The 18,008-nt window shown below is 75.6% G+C and carries 2 protein-coding genes (1 of these 2 running past the window's edge); both read left to right on the forward strand.

The window, feature by feature from the left end:
- Positions 1–12,357 carry an SDR family NAD(P)-dependent oxidoreductase gene (locus KBY47_RS32245; protein WP_210927482.1) on the forward strand — a complete coding sequence of 4,119 codons (12,357 nt, stop codon included), beginning with the start codon at positions 1–3 and terminating at the stop codon, positions 12,355–12,357.
- On the forward strand, positions 12,354–18,008 hold the 5' portion of the coding sequence (locus KBY47_RS32250; protein ID WP_210927484.1) for an SDR family NAD(P)-dependent oxidoreductase. It continues 6,498 nt past the right edge of the window; 5,655 of the gene's 12,153 nt are visible here — the first part of the coding sequence; the start codon lies at positions 12,354–12,356; its stop codon lies beyond the right edge, outside the window. Before KBY47_RS32245 ends, KBY47_RS32250 begins: the two co-directional genes overlap by 4 nt.

Consider the following 18,008-nt stretch of genomic DNA (forward strand, 5'->3'; position numbering starts at 1 on the left):
ATGCCATCCACCTCAGCGAGCCGGTTCCGTGTGACCGACGCGGACGTCGAGGCGTTCGGGCGGGCCAGCGGGGACCACAGCCCCCTGCACATGGACGACGCCTACGCCCGCCGTACGTCCTTCGGGCAGCGGGTCGTGCACGGTGCCCTGGGGGTGCTGCACGCCCTCGCCGCGCTGCCCGCCCCGTCGGACGGCCGCGTGCCCGTCGCCCTGCGCGCCCGCTTCCACGCCCCCCTGTTCACCGGCCAGGACTACACCGCCACCGTCGAACCCGACGCGCCCCGGACCACCGTCCGGGTCCTGGACGGCACCCGTCCGCTCCTCGACCTCGACCTCGACCTCGGCACCCGGCCCCCGGGCACCCTGCCCGGCACCGTCGCACACCGTCGCACCGAGGCCGCCGACCGCCCCCTCCGCGCCCTCACCGAGGGCGGCCTGGACGCCGCCTACGACCCGGACGAGGCCGTCTACGCCCGGCTCCTCGACAGCACCGGCGCGGCCACCGCCGGGGTCACCGTCGAACTGGCCGCGCTGCTCGGCTGGGCCAGCTACCTGGTCGGCATGGAGGCACCCGGCCGCAGCGCGCTCGCCGCCGGGTACACCGTCCGCCTGGACACCGACGACACCTCGGACACCCCCGGCGCGGAAGCCCGTATCACCGCCGTGGACCACCGCTTCGGCCGCGTCGAGCTGACCGGCCGCGTCACCGGCACCGGACTCACCGGCACCGTCGAGGCCGAGGCGCTGGTGCGCGAGGAGGTGCCCGCACCCGAACCGCACCGCGTCCGTCGGCTGCTGGGCGGCACCGGCACCGCCCTCACCGGACAGGTGGCCCTCGTCGTCGGCGCCAGCCGGGGCCTCGGAGCGGCCCTCGCCCAGGCCCTCGTCCTCCAGGGCGCCACCGTCTACGGCGGCTTCCACCGCAGCCGGGCGGAGGCCGAGGCGGTGCGCCAGGGCCTCGGCGCCGCCGCCGACCGGCTGCACCTGGTGCAGGGCGACTGGTCCGACCCGCGCTGGTGCGCCGAGGCGCGCGAACGCCTCCTGCGCGAACAGGGACGGCTCGACGTCCTGGTGCTCACCGCCTGCCCGCCCGTCACCGCCCTCGGTCTCGACCCCGCCGCCGCCGACCGGGTCGACGCCTACGTCCTGGACAGCCTGGCCCTCGTCCGCGGCCCCCTGTCGTGCTTCGCCGAGGACCTCTCCGGCACCGGAGGCCGCGTCCTCGCGCTCTCCTCGCAGTGGGTGACCGAACCGCCCGCGGGCCGCGCCCACTACGTCGCCGCCAAGTCCGCCGTCGAGGGCCTGGTCCGCGGCGCCGCCGTCGAGTACCCCTCGGTACGGTTCCTGCTGGCCCGCCCGCCCCGGCTCGCCACCTCCCTGTCCGGGGGCATCGCCGGACAGGACGCGGGCGCCCCCGTCGAACCGGTCGCCGCCGCGCTGGTGCGCCGTATCGGCGACCCGGACCTGGAACCGGGCCGGGCGCACATCGTGGACACCTTCGACCACGACGAGCCCCCGGAGCGTGCCGACGGGCCCGCACTGGTCGTCGCCGCCACCTTCACCACCGACCCGCTGCTGCCCGCCCTCACCCACTGGAACGAGCGCCTCGGACTCGGTCTGCGCCTCGAACTCGCCCCGTACGGGCAGGTGTTCCAGGAACTGCTGGACCCGGCGAGCGCCTTCCACCGCAACACCGGCGGCTGCAACGCCGTCCTGCTGCGCCTGGAGGACTGGCTGGCGGGCGACAGCGGCCCCGCCGCCACCGCCGCCGACTTCGTCGCCGCCGTCGAGACCTACGTCCGTCAGGGCGGCGCCCAGCTGATCGTGCACCTCTGCCCGCCCGCGCCCGGCGCCGACGCCGAGCGCCGCCGCGTCCTCGACGAGGCCACCGACGTCGTCACCCGGGGGCTGGCCGGGCTGCGCGGGGTGCACCTGGGCGGCGGCGAGCGGTGGGGCGGCGGCTTCGAGACCGACGACCACCACGACCGCGCCCGGCTCACCCACGCCCACATCCCCTACACCGACCCCGCCTTCACCGCCGTGGGGACGGCGCTGGCGCGCGCCGCGCACAGCCTGCTCGCGCCGCCGTTCAAGGTGCTCGTCCTCGACTGCGACAACACCCTGTGGCGGGGCGTGGTCGGCGAGGACGGCCCGGACGGCATCGCCCTCGACGCCGCCCACCTGGCGCTCCAGGAGTGGGCGCTCAGCCTGCGCGAGCGCGGCATCCTGCTCTGCCTCGCCAGCAAGAACGACGAGGACACCGTCCTCGAGGCGTTCCGGCGCCGCACCGAGATGCCCCTGCGCCAGGAGCACCTGGCGGCCTGGCGGATCGGCTGGGACCCCAAGCCGGACTCCCTGGTCGCCCTGGCCCGCGAACTCGGCCTCGGCCTCGACAGCTTCGTCTTCCTCGACGACAACCCGGTCGAGATCGCCGCCGTGCGCGCCGCCTGCCCGCAGGTCCTCGCGCTCACCTTCCCCGCGGATGGGCCCGAGCGGCTGCCCGGGATGCTGGAGCGGATCTGGGCGTTCGACCGCCCCGAGGTCACCGCGGAGGACCGGGGCCGCGCCGCCGACTACACGGCCCGCCGCCACCGCGACCGGCTCCGCGAGACCGCGCTCACCTTCGCCGACTTCATCGCGGGCCTCGGCCTCGTCGTCGACGTCCGCCCCGCCGACGGGGCGGACCTGCCCCGCGTCTCCCAGCTCACCCAGCGCACCAACCAGTTCAACACCACGACCGTCCGCCGCACCGAGGCGGAACTGCGCGCCCTGCTCGCCGCCGAGGACGAGGACGTACGGTGCTGGGTCGCCGAGGTCCGGGACCGGTTCGGCGACTACGGCATCGTCGCCGCCGCCCTGACCCGGCGCGGCCACGGCGCCGACACCGTCGTGGTCGACACCTTCCTGATGAGCTGCCGGGTCCTGGGCCGGGGCGCCGAGCACGCCCTGCTGAGCCACCTCGGCAAGGCCGCGCGCGACGACGGCGCCGCGTACCTCGAAGCCGTCTGGCTGCCCACGCCCCGCAACGAACCGGCCCGGCTCTTCCTGGAGTCCGTAGCCGCCGCACCCGGCACCCCGCGCGACGACGGCGGTGTGGTCCACCGCATGCCGGTCGCGCACGCGGCGGCCGTCGCCTTCCGCCCCGAGGAGCACCAGGCCCCCGACACCCGCGCCGAACGGAACGACCCGCGCACCGCCCCCGCCGACCCGGCCCGGCTCGCCGCGCTGACCGAACTCGCCGAGGAAATCCACGATCTGACGGCGCTTCACGCACGGGTGCGGCGGGAACCAAAGCCGACGGCGGGCGCGCCCGCCCCGGCCCGCGGCAACCACCTGGACGCCGTACGCGCCCTCGTCCGCGAGACCTTCACCAGCACCCTCGCCCGCCCCCAGGTCCCCGTCACCCCGGAAACCAGCTTCGAGGCGCTGCGGCTGACCTCGCTCGACATCGTCAACCTCACGGTGGCGCTGGAGAAGCGCCTCGGCCGTGAGCTGCCGACGACGCTGCTGTTCGAGCACCGCACGATCGACGGCCTCGCCCGCACCCTCGCCGACGCGCCCGAGGAGGCGGCGGCCCCCGCCCCCGCCGTCGCAGCGCCGCGCGCCGCCGACCGGCGCGAACCCGTCGCGGTGATCGGCCTCGCCGGGCGCTACCCGCAGGCCGCCGGCGTCGACGAGCTGTGGGAACTCCTCACCCAGGGCCGCAGCGCGGTGCGGGAGCTGTCCGCCGAGCGCTGGGAGCACAGCCGCCACCTCGCCGTGGACGGCGGCCCCGACACCACCTACTCCGCCTGGGCCGCGCTCCTCGACGACGTCGACCGGTTCGACGCGCAGTTCTTCGGCATCGCACCCCGCGAGGCCGAGACCATGGACCCGCAGCAGCGGCTCTTCCTCGAAGTCGCCCACGAGGCCGTCGAGGACGCCGGACACACCCGCGCCAGCCTCGGCCCGCACGTCGGCGTCTACGTCGGCGTCATGGCCAACGACTACGCGGCACTGAGCCGTTCCGCGGCCGTCACCGGGCACGGCCCCTTCCCGTACGCCGAGAACTACCAGATCGCCAACCGGGTCTCGTACTTCTACGACTTCACCGGACCCAGCCTCGCCGTGGACACCGCCTGCTCCGCCTCCGCCGTCGCCGTGCACCTCGCCTGCGAGGCGATCCGCCGGGGCGAGATCACGGCGGCCGTCGCCGGAGGCGTCAACCTCGTCCTGCACCCCGCCCGGCACATCCAGTACGCGCAGATGGGCATGTTGTCCCGGGACGGCCGGTGCCGCCCCTTCGGCGAGGGTGCCGACGGGTTCGTCATGGGCGAGGGAGTCGGCGCCGTCCTGCTCAAACCGCTGTCGAAGGCGCTCGCCGACGGCGACCACGTGCACGGCGTCATCAGGGGCAGCTGGACCAACTCCGGCGGCCGCACCAGCGGCTTCACCGTGCCCAACCCGCGGGCGCAGGCCGACCTGGTCTCCCGCGCCCTCGCCGACGCCGACGTCCCGGCGCGCACCGTCAGCTACGTCGAGGCGCACGGCAGTGGCACCGAACTCGGCGACCCCATCGAGATCCGCGGCCTGACCACGGCCTTCGGCGGGGAGAGCGCCGACGCCTGGTGCGCCGTCGGCAGCGTCAAGTCCGCCATCGGCCACCTGGAACCGGCCGCCGGGATCGCCGGGCTCACCAAGGTGCTGCTCCAGCTGCGCCACCGCACCCTGGCACCCACCCTGCACGCCGAGACCCTCAACCCGCGCATCGACTTCGACCGCACCCCGTTCCGGGTGCAGCGCGAACCGGCCGACTGGCGACGCCCGGTGGGCCCCGACGGCCCGCTGCCGCTGCGCGCCGGAGTCAGCTCCTTCGGGGCGGGCGGCGTCAACGCCCACCTGGTCGTCGAGGAGGCCCCCGAGGAGGCCTCCGGGTCGGCCACCCCCGAACCGGCCGGCGACGGCCCCGAGCTGATCGTGATGAGCGCCGCCGACCCCGAACGGCTGCGCGCCTACGCCCGCCGACTCCACACCCATGTGACGTCAGGGCCCGGCCGCACCGCCCGCCTCGCGGACATCGCGCACACCCTGCGCGTCGGCCGCGAACCCCTCACCCACCGGGCCGCGTTCACGGCGTACGACCGCACCGAACTGGCCGAACGCCTCGCCGCCCTCGCCGGTCCCGACGAGGCCCCCGGCATCGCGTACGGCCGCGCCGACGGCGCCGCCTCCCTCGCCGACGTGTTCCCCGAGGGCGAGGAGACCGCCGACTTCCTGGCCCGGCTCGTCGCGGGAGGCGAACCGGGCCGCGTCGGACGGCTCTGGACACGCGGCGCCGCCGTCGACTGGCGGACCCTGTTCGCGCACACCGAGGGGCGCCGGGTGCCGCTGCCGCCGCGGCCCTTCCGGGCCACCCGGTACTGGCTGGAGGGCACCCACCTCGGGATCACCGCGCCGACGCCCGTGCCGGAACACCGGGCCGCGCCGGAGTGGTACCTGCGCGCCGCCTGGCGCCCCGCCCCCCTGCCCGCCCCGGCGCGCCCCGACCGCTCACGCGTGCTGGCGCTCACCGGGGGCGGCTGGCGGCCCGACGACCCGGCCGTCACCGTCGCCGGGAGCGAGGAGGAGGTGCTGCGCGCCGTCGCCGAAGCCGCCCCCGGCACCCGGACGACCGTCCTGGACGGCCGCCGTCTCGACCCCGACGCGCTCGGCGACGACCCGCTGCGGCTGCCCACCGCCCTCGCCAGGGCCTGCGCCACGCACGGCGTCCCCGTCACCTACGCCGGGCTGTGCCTGCCCGCCGCCGTCGACCCCCTGGGCGCCGCCGTGCCCGGTCTGACCCGCTCCGCCGAGCAGGAGATCCCCGGCTTCCGCGGCGTACGCGTGGAGGCGGCCGACCTGCCCGGCACCGTGCGGCTGCTGGCCGCGGCCGAGGGCCCCGGCGCGGAGGTGCGGTTCGCCGACGGGCGGTACTGGACGCGCGTACTGGAGCCCGTGGCACTCCCAGCGCCCGATGCCGCGCCGTGGCGGGAGCGGGGCGTCTACCTCGTCACCGGCGGCGCCGGGGGAGTGGGCCGCATCCTGGCCGAGCGGCTCGCCCGCAGCCACCACGCCCGGCTGGTCCTCCTCGGCCGCGGCCCGGCCGGGGACGACACCGGCCGACTGGTCCGCCGTATCGAGGCAGCGGGCGGACGGGCGCTGTACGTCAGCGCCGACGTCAGCGACCGTGCCGCCCTCGCCGCGGCCGTCGCCGCCGGGGAGGAACGCTTCGGCCCGCTCAACGGCGTCCTGCACGCCGCGGGCGTCGTCGAGGACGCCGCGCTGCGCGACAAGTCCGACGCGTCCACGGCCCGCGTCCTCGCCCCCAAGACCACCGGCACCCGACTGCTCGACGAGGTCACCGCCGACCGTGAGCTGGACTTCTTCTGTCTGATGTCGTCCGTGAGCGGCACCCTCGGCAACGCCGGGCAGAGCGACTACGCCGCCGCCAACCGGTACCTCGACGCCTTCGCGCTGTGGCGCGCCGCCCGGGTCACCGCGGGCGAACGCCACGGCCGTACCGTCTCGGTGGCCTGGCCGCACTGGCGCGACGGCGGCATGCGGGCACCGGCCGCCGCCCTCGCCCTCGCCGAGACCACCACCGGGCTGCGGCCCATGGACACCGGGGCCGGCCTGCGCGCCCTGGACACGGTCCTCACGGGCGAACCCGGGTGCACGGTCGTCGGGGTCGGCGACCGGGACCGCTTCATCGCCGCGTTCGCCGGTACGCCCCCCACGCCCCCGACGGCACCTCCCCCCGCCCCGGCGGCGGCACGGCCCCTGCACGACACCCTCCTCGACCTCGCCGCCGACCTGCTGAAGGCGCCCCGCGACGAGATCGACGCCGACACCGAGTGGGGGGCGTTCGGCTTCAACTCCGTGCTGTTCACCCAGTTCTGCCAGCGCATCAACACCACCTTCGGCACCGCCCTCACCCCCGTCGTCTTCTACGAGCACCCCACCCTCGCCCGGCTGACGGCCGCGCTCGCCGCGCACGAGGCGGTGCGACCGGCCCCGATGGAACCGCCCACCGCCGAGGAACCGGCACCCGCACCGGCCGGACCCGAACCCGTCGCCGTCGTCGGCATGGCCGGACGCTTCCCCGGCGCCCCCGACCTGGAGACCTACTTCGAGCGGCTGCTCGCGGGCCACGACGCCGTCACCGAGGTCGACCCCGCCCGCTGGGACTGGCGGGCCTCGGCCGCGGGGGAGCACTGCCGCTACGGCGGCTTCCTCGACGACATCGACGCCTTCGACGCCGAGTTCTTCGGGATCTCACCGCGCGAGGCCCGCACCATGGACCCGCAGCAGCGGCTCTTCCTGGAGACCGCCTGGTCCGCCCTGGAACACGCCGGACACGACCCGCGCTCCCTGTCCGGCACCCGCACCGGCGTCTTCGCCGGGGTGACCCTGCACGACTGGCTCGACGTGCTCCGCGACAGCGACGAACCCCCCGCGGCGCACACCGTCACCGGCAATGTGCACAGCATCGTCCCCAACCGGGTCTCCCACCTGCTCGACCTGCGTGGCCCCAGCGAGGCCATCGACACCGCCTGCTCCAGCTCGCTGGCCGCCGTGCACCGGGCGGTGCTCGCGCTGCGGTCCGGCGAATGCGACCTCGCCCTCGCCGGAGGCGTCAACGCGCTCCTCTCCGTGGAGGTGTACGAGTCCCTCGCCAAGGCCGGGATGCTGTCGCCCACCGGCCACTGCCACACCTTCGGTGACGCCGCCGACGGCTATGTGCGCGGCGAGGGCGTCGGCGCCGTCGTCCTCAAACGCCTGTCCGCCGCCCTCGCCGACGGCGACACCGTGCACGGGGTGATCCTCGGCACCGCCGTCAACCACGGCGGGCGGGGCCACTCGCTGACCGCGCCGCAGCCCTCCGCCCAGGCCGACGTGGTCGTCGAGGCGGTCACCGCGGCGGGCGTACCGGCGGACACCATCACCTTCGTCGAGACCCACGGCACCGGCACCGAACTGGGCGACCCCATCGAGGTGAGCGGCCTCAAGGAGGCCTTCGACCGGCTCGGCGCCGCCGACGGCCCCACCGGCGGCTGCGCCCTCGGCGCGGTCAAGGCCAACATCGGCCACCTGGAGTCGGCCGCCGGCATCGCCTCCCTGCTGAAGGTGCTGCTCGCCATGCGCTACCGCACCCTGCCGCCCAACCTGCACGGCGACCCCCCGAACCGCCATCTCGACCTCACCGACGGCCCCTTCCGGCTGCTCGACACGGCCGAGCCCTGGAAGCCCCCGGCCGGTGCCGACGGCACCGCGCCGCCGCTGCGGGCGGGCGTCAGCTCCTTCGGGTTCGGCGGCTCCAACGCCCATGTGGTCCTGGAGGAACCGCCGTTGACACCGGACCCCGCCATCGAGGAGCCCACCCGGCAGGCCGTCACCCTGTCCGCCCGCGACCCGGAACGCCTGCGCGCCTACGCCCGGCGGCTGCGGGACACCCTCGCCGCCCCCGACGGCGCCGACCTGCCCGCCCTCGCCGACCTGGCGTACACCACCCAGACCGGCCGCCCGCACCTGGCCAGCCGGGTGGCGCTGGTCGCCGAGTCCGTCGACGGACTCCGCGACGGTCTCGACCGGTTCCTGGAGGCGGGTAACGGGCCGGGCGTGCACACGGGAAGCGGCCGCTCCGCGCGCCGGTCCGCCAGCACGGACACGGACACGGACACGGACGCGCTGGCCGCCGCCTGGGCCGCCGGGGACACCGTCGACTGGGCCGGGGCGCACACCGGCCGCCCCCGGCGCCGGGTGCCCCTGCCCACCTACCCGTTCGACCACACCCGCCGCCACGGCCCCGACCGGCCCACCGCGCCCGCCAGGACCGAGGGCGGCCACCATCATCCGGTCCTCGTCGAACGCCGGTGGGTCCCGCTGCCCACCACACCCCGCGCCCCGCAGCGCCGCCTCACCTGCCTGCTGGTCCTGCGCGGCCCCGAGGGCCTCGGCCTGATCGGCGCCCTGCCCGACGGCGTCGACTGGATCGTGCTGCGGGAACGCGACGGCCTGCCCCGGCTGCTGCCGCCCGGGGACGAGTACGAGATCGACCACGACGACCACGCCGACGGCGAGCGGGTCGCCGCCGCGCTGCTGGCCCGGCACCCCCAGGTGGACGCCGTACTCGACCTCGTCGACCTCGCGGGCCCGGACGAGCCCGGCAGCGAGGACACCGGCCTCGGACACGAGGCGGGCCGGGTCGCCCTGTTGCAGGCCCTGGTGCGGCACACCACCGGCGCCCCGGGCACCAGAGGCGCGGACCTGGCCGTCGTACACGTCACCCGCTGCCTGGCCGACCACCACAACCCACGGCCCGGGACCAGGGGCGCCCGGATCGCGGCGCTCGTCCGCGCCGTCGGCGGCGAGTACACGGCCGTCCGCGCCACCACCCTCGACCTCGACGACGGCACCGGACCCGCCGACGCCCTGCCGCTGGCCCTGCGGGAGATCGACACCGCGGGCGAGGAACCCGAGGTGTGCGTGCGCGGCCAGATCCGGCACGCGCCCCGGCTCACCGACCTGCCCGGCGCACCCGAACAGCCCCCTGCACTGGGCACGTTCGGCGGCTTCACCGTGCACCCCGACCGCGTCTACGTCATCACCGGCGGCACCGGCGGCCTGGGCGCAGCCCTCGCCCGGGAACTGTTCGCACGCGGCGCCCGCCGGTTCGCCGTGACCGGCCGCCGCCCCCTGCCCCCGGTCGAGGAGTGGACGGCGGACCGTGCCGCCCGCGACCTCCCCAACGGCATCGCCGACCTGGTCGAGCTGCGGGACCAGGGCGCCCGGATCGCCGCGTACGGCGGACCCCTCACCGACCGGGCGGCCCTCAAGGCGTTCCTCGACGGCGTGCGCGCCGCACTCGGCCCGATCGCGGCCGTCGTGCACTGCGCGGGCTCCGTCGACCAGCGCAACCCCGTCTTCCTCCGCAAGACCTGGCCGGACATCGCCCGGACCTGGGAACCCAAGGGCGAGGGACTCGTCGTGCTCGACGCCCTCCTCGCCGCCGACGAACCCGACTTCGTGGTCCTGTACTCCTCCCTCTCCGCCGCCCTGCCCTCCCTCTCCACCGGCCTGTCCGACTACGGCAGCGCCAACGCCTACCTCGACGCCTTCGCCGCCCGCGCCGCACGCCGCGGCTCCCGCACCCGCCACCTCTCCGTCGCCTGGGGCGGCTGGTCCGGCATCGGCATGGGCGAGGTCCGCAGCCCCCGCTACACCGAACAGGGCTTCGCCTCGCTCACCCCGGCCGAGGGCATCGGCCTGCTCGAACAGGCGCTGCGCCGCGACCTCGGGCCGACGGTCGTCGCCGTGGCCCGCGACACGGCCCCCGCCACCGCTGCCGCTGCCGCCGAACCGGAGCCGGCCGTGACCGTGGCGGAGCCCCGCGGCGAACTGCTGCCGCTGGTCGTCGACGCCGTACGCGACCTCATCGCCGACGAGGTGCTGCTGCCCCGCGAACGCGTCACCCCCGACATCCACTTCAGCGACCTCGGCGTCGACTCCATCCTGCTCGCCGGGGTCGTCACCAAGCTGGAGGCCCTCACCGGCGAGCCCGTGACCCCGTCCGCCGTCCTGGAGTACCCCACGGCCGCCGCACTCGGCGCCCATCTGCTCCAGGAGCACCCGCGTGGTGTCGCCGCGTGGGCGGCCGACCGGCCGCCGACCACGACGGCGCGGGGCGGCGGCGAGACCCGGACCCTGGCGGCACCGGGCCACAGCGAACCCGCCCCCCGGCCGCGCCACGAGGCCCCGGGCCGGGAACCCACCGGCTCCACCGCCCTCGCCGTCATCGGCATGGCCAGCCGCTTCCCCGGCGCCCCCACCACCGACGCCTTCTGGGAACTGCTGCGCACCGGCCGGGACGCCGTACGGGAGATCCCCGCCAGCCGCTGGGACAAGACCCGCCTCTACGCGCCGACCACCGCCCCCGGCCGCTCGACCAGCAAGTGGGGCGGCTTCATCGACGGCATCGAGGAGTACGACCCCGCGTACTTCGGCATCCCCGAGGCCGACGCCGCCCATGTCGACCCCGTGATCCGGCTCGTCCTGGAGTGCGCGGAACAGACCTTCAGGGACGCCGGGTACGAGCGCCACGAGCTGGCCGGACGCCGCGTCGGGGTCTTCGCGGGCGCGGGCACCACCGACTACGGCCTGCGCGTCCCCGAGCCCCGCCGCGCCACCGTCACCGGCCTCAACCCCAACTTCATCGGCGCCCGCATCGCCCACGTCTACGACTTCAGCGGACCCAACATGGTCGTCGACACCGCCTGCTCGTCCTCCCTGACCGCCCTCTACCTGGCCCGGCAGGCGCTGCTGACCGGCGAGTGCGAACTCGCCCTGGTCGCCGGGGCGGACCTGCTGCTCGACCAGACGCCCTACCTCAAGCTCAGCGCCGCCGAGGCACTCTCACCCACCGGACGCTGCCGGGTCTTCGACAAGCACGCCGACGGGTTCGTGCCCGGGGAGGGCGCCGGGGCGGTGCTGCTCAAACCGCTCGCCGCCGCACTCGCCGACGGCGACCGCGTGCACGCCGTCCTGGAGAGCGTGGCCATGAACAACGACGGCCGCACCATGGGCCTGACCACCCCCAACCCGGACGCCCAGGAACGGGTCGTCCGCGACGCGCTGCGGCTGGCCGACGCCGACCCCGGGACCGTGTCCTACGTCGAGGCGCACGGCACCGGCACGATGATCGGTGACCCGATGGAACTCCGCGCCCTCACCCGGGCGTTCGGCGGCGACACCGACAGCCCCGGCTTCTGCGCGATCGGCAGCGTGAAGTCCAACATCGGCCATCTGCTGATGGCGTCCGGCATGGCGGGCCTGCACAAGGTCGTCCTCGCCCTGCGCCACCGCCGGCTGCCGCCGACCCTGCACTGCGACACCCCCAACCCCCGCTTCGCCTTCGGCACCTCGCCCTTCCGCCCGAACACCGAACTGCGCGACTGGATCCCCCGGGGCGGCGGCACCCGCCGCGCGGGCCTCAGCTCCTTCGGGTTCGGCGGCACCAACTGCCACGCGATCCTGCGCGAGCCGTACGCCGACGAGCGCGGCGCCACGGTCCGTACGGCGCTGCCGCCCGCCGACTTCCAGCGGGCCCGGCACTGGATCGACGCGGCGCCCGTGACGTCCGCGGCCCCCGCCGGTCCGACCGGACCGTCCGCCGGTGCGGCCACCGCGTCCGCCGGTCCGAGCACCACGCCCGCCGCCATCGACCCCACCGTGAACGGCCGCCGCTACCTGGAGCTGGCCGAGGACGACGAGCCCGCCCCCACCGCACCGCACCGCGTCCCCGCACACCGGCCCTTACTCCCGCTGGAGGAGCTGTCATGACCGCACCCCACCGACCCCCGGCCGTCGAGGCCGACGTCGCCGCCGTAGAAGGCCGTCGGCTCCGCTCGGTCGTGACGGCGGGGGACGAGATCGTCCGCGGCCACCTCGTCCACGACGTGCCGGTGCTGCCCGGCGTCTTCCACCTCGACCTGACCCTCCGCCTGCTGCGCCGCGCCGGCATCGACCCGGCCACCGCCGAGCTGCGCCGCTGCCTGTTCATCGCGCCCGTCGTCGCCACCGCGGAGATGGACAAGGAACTGCGGATCGTCGTCGGCGAGCGCACCGGACCCGACACCGTCCCGGTGCACGTGGAGAGCCGCCCCCTCATCGGCGGCAACCCCGTCGACGACACCTGGGAGCGCAACTTCCAGGCCGAGGTCCGGCTCGGCCTGCCCGTGGAGAACCCGGCCCTCGACCTGACGGACCTGACCGGCCCCGCCGCCGAGGAGGGCGACGCCGAGGAGCTGTACGCCTTCGCCCGCCAGCTCTCCATCCACCACCGGGACTTCATGAAGGTCAGCGGGCGCCTGCGGACCCGGCCGGGCGGCGCGCTCGCCGAGATCTCGCTCGGTGACGCCGCGGCGGCCTACCTCGACCACTTCCACATCCACCCCGTCGTGCTCGACTTCTCCACCCTGGTGCCGTTCCTGCACTTCGGGCGCGACCAACGGGCCGCGCTGACCCGGCCGTTCATCCCCATCTTCATCCGGTCCTTCCGGGCCGCCGGGTCCTCCGCCCGGGACAGCAGGGTGTACGTGCCCGCCCTCTCCCAGCGCATGGCCGACGGCGACACCGTGACCGGCGACATCACCATCTGCGGCGCCGACGGCCGCGTCATCGCCTCCATGACCGGCTTCACCTGCAAACGGGTGCGGTCGGCCGAGCACATCACCAAGTTCGCCGGGGCGGTGCCCGCGCGCACCGTCTCCCCGTTCGCGCCGGAGCCCGAGCCCGCCGCGCCCAAGGCGGAGCCGCCCGCGCCCGCGGGCCCGGTCACCTCCCTCGACCAGATCATCACCGAGCTGGTGACGGAGATCCTCGGCGACGACGACGGCGTGGAACAGGACCGTGGCTTCTACGACCTGGGCCTGACCTCCGTCAACCTGCTCGCCATCGCGGGCAAGCTGGAGAAGCGCCTCGGGCAGGAGCTGTACCCCACGCTGCTGTTCGAGTACCCGACCGTGCGGAAGCTGGCGGCCTACCTCCGCGAGGAGGGCATGGAGCCGGGCCCCGCCGCGGCCGAACCCCAGCCCGGCACCGAGACCGAGCCACAGCCCGAACCCCCGGCGCCCGCTCCCACGCCCGTGGCCCGGGTGGTCGGCGCACCGGAACCCGCCGCCACCACCACCGACGACGACATCGCCATCGTCGGCCTCGCCGGACGCTACCCCCGCGCCGCCGACGTGGACCGCTTCTGGGAAGTGCTGCGCGACGGCCAGGACTGCGTCACCGAGATCCCGCAGGAACGCTGGGACTACCGCGACTACTTCGAGCCGCGCCGTGGCACCACCGGACGCTCGTACAGCAAGTGGGGGGCCTTCCTCGACGGCGTCGACCGCTTCGACCCGCTGTTCTTCAACATCTCCCCGCGCCAGGCCGAACTGATGGACCCGCACGAACGGCTCTTCCTGGAGACCGCCTGGGAGACCATCGAGGACGCCGGTCACACCCCGGAGACCCTGGGCGCCGCCACCGGCGCCAAGGTCGGCGTGTTCGTGGGCGTGATGTGGAACGACTACCAGCTCTACGGCCTCGAGTCGGTGCAGCACGGCGCCCCGCAGGTCGTCGCCTCCACCTCCTCGCTGATCCCCAACCGCGTCGCCTACACCTTCGACTTCCAGGGCCCGAGCGTGGCGATGGACACCGCCTGCTCCTCCTCCCTGTTCACCCTTCACATGGCGTGCGAGTCGATCCGCCGGGGCGAGTGCCGGGCCGCCGTCGCGGGCGGCGTCAACCTGTCCCTGCACCCGTACAAGTACCTGCGCCTCGCCGACAGCAACCTGCTCTCCACCGACGGCCGCTGCCGCGTCTTCGGACGCGGCGCCGACGGCTACGTCCCCGGGGAGGGCGTCGGCGCCGTCCTCGTCCGCCCGCTCGCCGACGCGATCGCCGCGGGCGACCAGATCTACGGCGTGATCCGCGGCTCGGCCGCCCAGCACGGCGGACGCACCAGCGGCTTCGCCGTCCCCAGCCCCGACGCGCAGGCCCGGGTCGTCACGGAGGTCCTGGAGAAGTCCCAGGTGCCGCCCGAGACCATCACCTACATCGAGGCGCACGGCGGCGGCACCACCCTCGGCGACCAGATAGAGATCGCCGCCCTGGCGAAGGCGTTCCGCCGCTACACCCGCGAGCAGGGCTTCTGCGCCATCGGCTCGCTGAAGTCCAACGTCGGCCACCTGGAGGGCGCCGCGGGCATCGCCTCCCTCACCAAGGTGCTGCTGTCGCTGCGCCACCGGCTGATCGTGCCCTCCCTGCACACCGACGAGCTGAACCCCGAGATCCCCTTCTCCAGCACACCCTTCTACGTCGCCCGCCGCACCGAAGCCTGGGAGCGGGTCACCGACCCGCGCACCGGCGAACCGGCCCCGCGCCGTGCCGCGCTGAGCAGCTTCGGCTTCGGCGGCGCCAACGCCCATGTACTGGTCGAGGAGTACCTGCCGGAACCGGCCGCCGTCACGGGCGGCCCCGCGCGCAGCGGTCCGCGCACCGTCGACCCGTACGTCGTCCCGCTGTCCGGACGCGACGACAGCAGGCTGCGGGACCAGGCCCGACGACTGCTGGACCATCTGCGCGCCCACCCCCAGCTCCGTATCGAGGACATCGTCCTCACCCTCGGCGCGGGCCGCCGGGCCATGGAGTCACGGCTCGCCCTCGCGGCACGCGACACCGGGGAACTCGCCCGCGCCCTCGACGACTTCCTCGCCGACCGGGACGGCACCGCGCGCCGCTGGTCCGGCCGGGCCAAGCACGCGCCCGCCCCCGAGGGCACGAACGCCCCCCTGACCACCGAGTCGGTCGCCGAACGCTGGGTGCGCGGCCATGACGTGCCCTGGCAGGACACCGTGCCGTCCACGGCGCGCCGGATCTCCCTGCCCACCTACGCCTTCGCCCGGCAGCGCTGCTGGGTCCCCGGCCTCGGCGGCACGGCGGCCAGGGCGGTACCGCCCGGCTCGGTGCCCACGCCGGCCGCCCCGTCCCCGGAACCCGTGGCGCCGCCCGAGCCGGAGCCCGTACCCGTGCCCGTGCCCGTCACGACACCGGAGCCACTGCCCCCACTCGACGGGCGCACCCTGCTCTACCGCCCCGTGTGGACACCGCGCCCCATCGCGGGTGACCCCGTCACCGGCACCCTGCTGGTCTTCGACACCTCCGCCGACCGCGTCGCCGCACTGCGCTCCCGGCACGGCCGCGTGGTGTGGGTGCGCCCCGGCGCGGAGTACGCCCGGCTCTCCCCGGACGACTACGACATCGCGCCCGACAGCGCCGAGGACCACCGCACCCTGCTGGCGTCGCTGCGCGCGGACCGCGTCACGCCCTCGGCCGTGCTGCACCTGTGGCAGCTGGACGGCCCGGCCCCCGCCGACGGACCGCTGGACGGCCTCGACGCCGCCCTCGTCCCCGTCCTGCTGTTCTGCCAGGCCTCGATGGTCGGCCTGGACCGTACGCTGCCCGTCGTCCTCGCCTTCGACGGCGACCGCGACCTGCCCCCGGGGGCCTCGGTCGGCGGCTTCGCCCGCAGCGTACGCCTGGAACAGCCCAAGCTCGCCGTCAAGGTCGTCGACGTCCGCGGCCACCGCGGCACCGCCGAACTCGCCGCCCTGCTCCTCGCCGAGACCGCGAGCCCCGACGACATCGAGGTCCGCCACACCGGCGCCACCCGCGCCGTCCTGTCCTTCACCCGCAGCCGCCCCCCGGCCGCCGTCGGCACCCCGCTCGCCCGCACCGGCGGCGTCTACCTGATCAGCGGCGGCACCGGTGGCCTCGGCCTGCACGTGGCCCGGCACATGGCGGCACGGGCGAAGGTCTCCCTCGTCCTGTTCGGCCGCTCCGCGCCGGGCCCCGACCAGCAGGCCGCCGTCGAGGAGATCCGGCGCGCGGGCAGCGACGCCGTGTACCTCCAGGCCGACACGGTGAGCCCGGCCGACATGGCGCGGGTCGTCGAGGAGGCCCGGTCCCGCTTCGGACCGCTGACCGGGGTGATCCACTCGGCGGGCGTCACCGAGGACGGGCTGCTCATCACCAAACCGCTGGACTCCGTACGCCGGGTGCTCGCGCCGAAGCTCGCGGGCACCCGCGCCCTCGACCTGGCCACCCGGGGCGAGGACCTGGACTACTTCGTCCTCTTCTCGTCCGCCTCCGCCGTCCTCGGCAGCGTCGGCGCCGCCGACTACACCACCGGCAACCGCTTCCTCGACGCCTACGCCGAGTGGCGCGAGACGCTGCGCGCCCGGGGTGAGGTCCGTGGCCGCACCCTGTCCGTCAACTGGCCGATGTGGCGCGACGGCGGGATGCGCATCCACCCCGACGTGGAGCAGGACGTGCTGGTGCGGGCGGGTCTGGAACCGATGGACACCGCCGAGGGCCTCGCCGCCTTCCACGCCGCGCTCGCCCTCGACGAGCCGCAACTCGTCGTGCTCCAGGGAGATCCGGCCCGGCTGGAGGCACGGATGAGATCGGTGGTCGAGAACCTCGGCGAGGAACCGCCCGCTGCCGCCCCCGCCGAGGCCACGGGGCCGGACCCCGACACCCTCGTACGGGAACTGCGGGAGGTCGTCGCGGACGTCCTGGGGCTCCCCCAGAGTGAACTGGACGTGGACGACGAACTCTCCGACTACGGCCTGGACTCCGTCGCCGCGATGCGCGCCCTCACCGGCCTTGAGGAGAAGTACGGCGTACCGATCCCGCCGTCGCTGCTCCTGCGCCACCGCACGATCAAGGCGCTCGCCGGGCACCTCGCGACCGACGTGCTGCGGGACGCGCCCGCGCCCGTGCCCGTGCCCGTGTCGGCGGCGCGGGTGACGCCGGAGACGCCGGTGAGCACGGCCGCCCCCGTCGCCGCGTCGCCCTCCACGGGCGGCGGTCGCGTCGCCGTCGTCGCCGCGGCCTGCCGCTTCCCCGGCTCGCCCAGCCTGGAGGGCTTCTGGGACAACCTGGTGCAGGGCCGTGACTGCGTGGGCCCGGCGCCGGACGGGCGCTGGCCCGGGGAGTGGCTGCGGCACGCGGGCGCCGATGTCGTCGCCGCCGCGCGCTGGGGCGGCTTCATCGACGGCGTCGACCAGTTCGACGCCGCCCGCTTCGGCATCGACGACGAAGAGGCCCGCTGGATGGACCCGCAGCAGCGGATCTGCCTGGAGGTCGCCCAGGAACTCCTCGACCGCGCCGGTTACCGGCGCACCGAGCTGGCGGGCAGCGCGACCGGCGTGTTCCTCGGCGTCGGCCCCAACGACTACACCCGGCGCGGCTTCCTCGCCGGACTGCCGACCCCGCCCCGGCTGCTCGCCGACTCGCTGCCGAACATGGCGGGCGCGGCCCTCTCCCACGCCTTCGACCTGCGCGGCCCGAGCCTCGCCGTGGACACCGCCTGCTCGTCCTCGCTGGTCGCGCTGCACCGGGCCGTGCAGAGCCTGCTGGCGGGGGAGTGCGAGGTGGCG

The sequence above is a fragment of the Streptomyces sp. B93 genome (assembly GCF_018070565.1).
Taxonomy (GTDB): domain Bacteria; phylum Actinomycetota; class Actinomycetes; order Streptomycetales; family Streptomycetaceae; genus Streptomyces.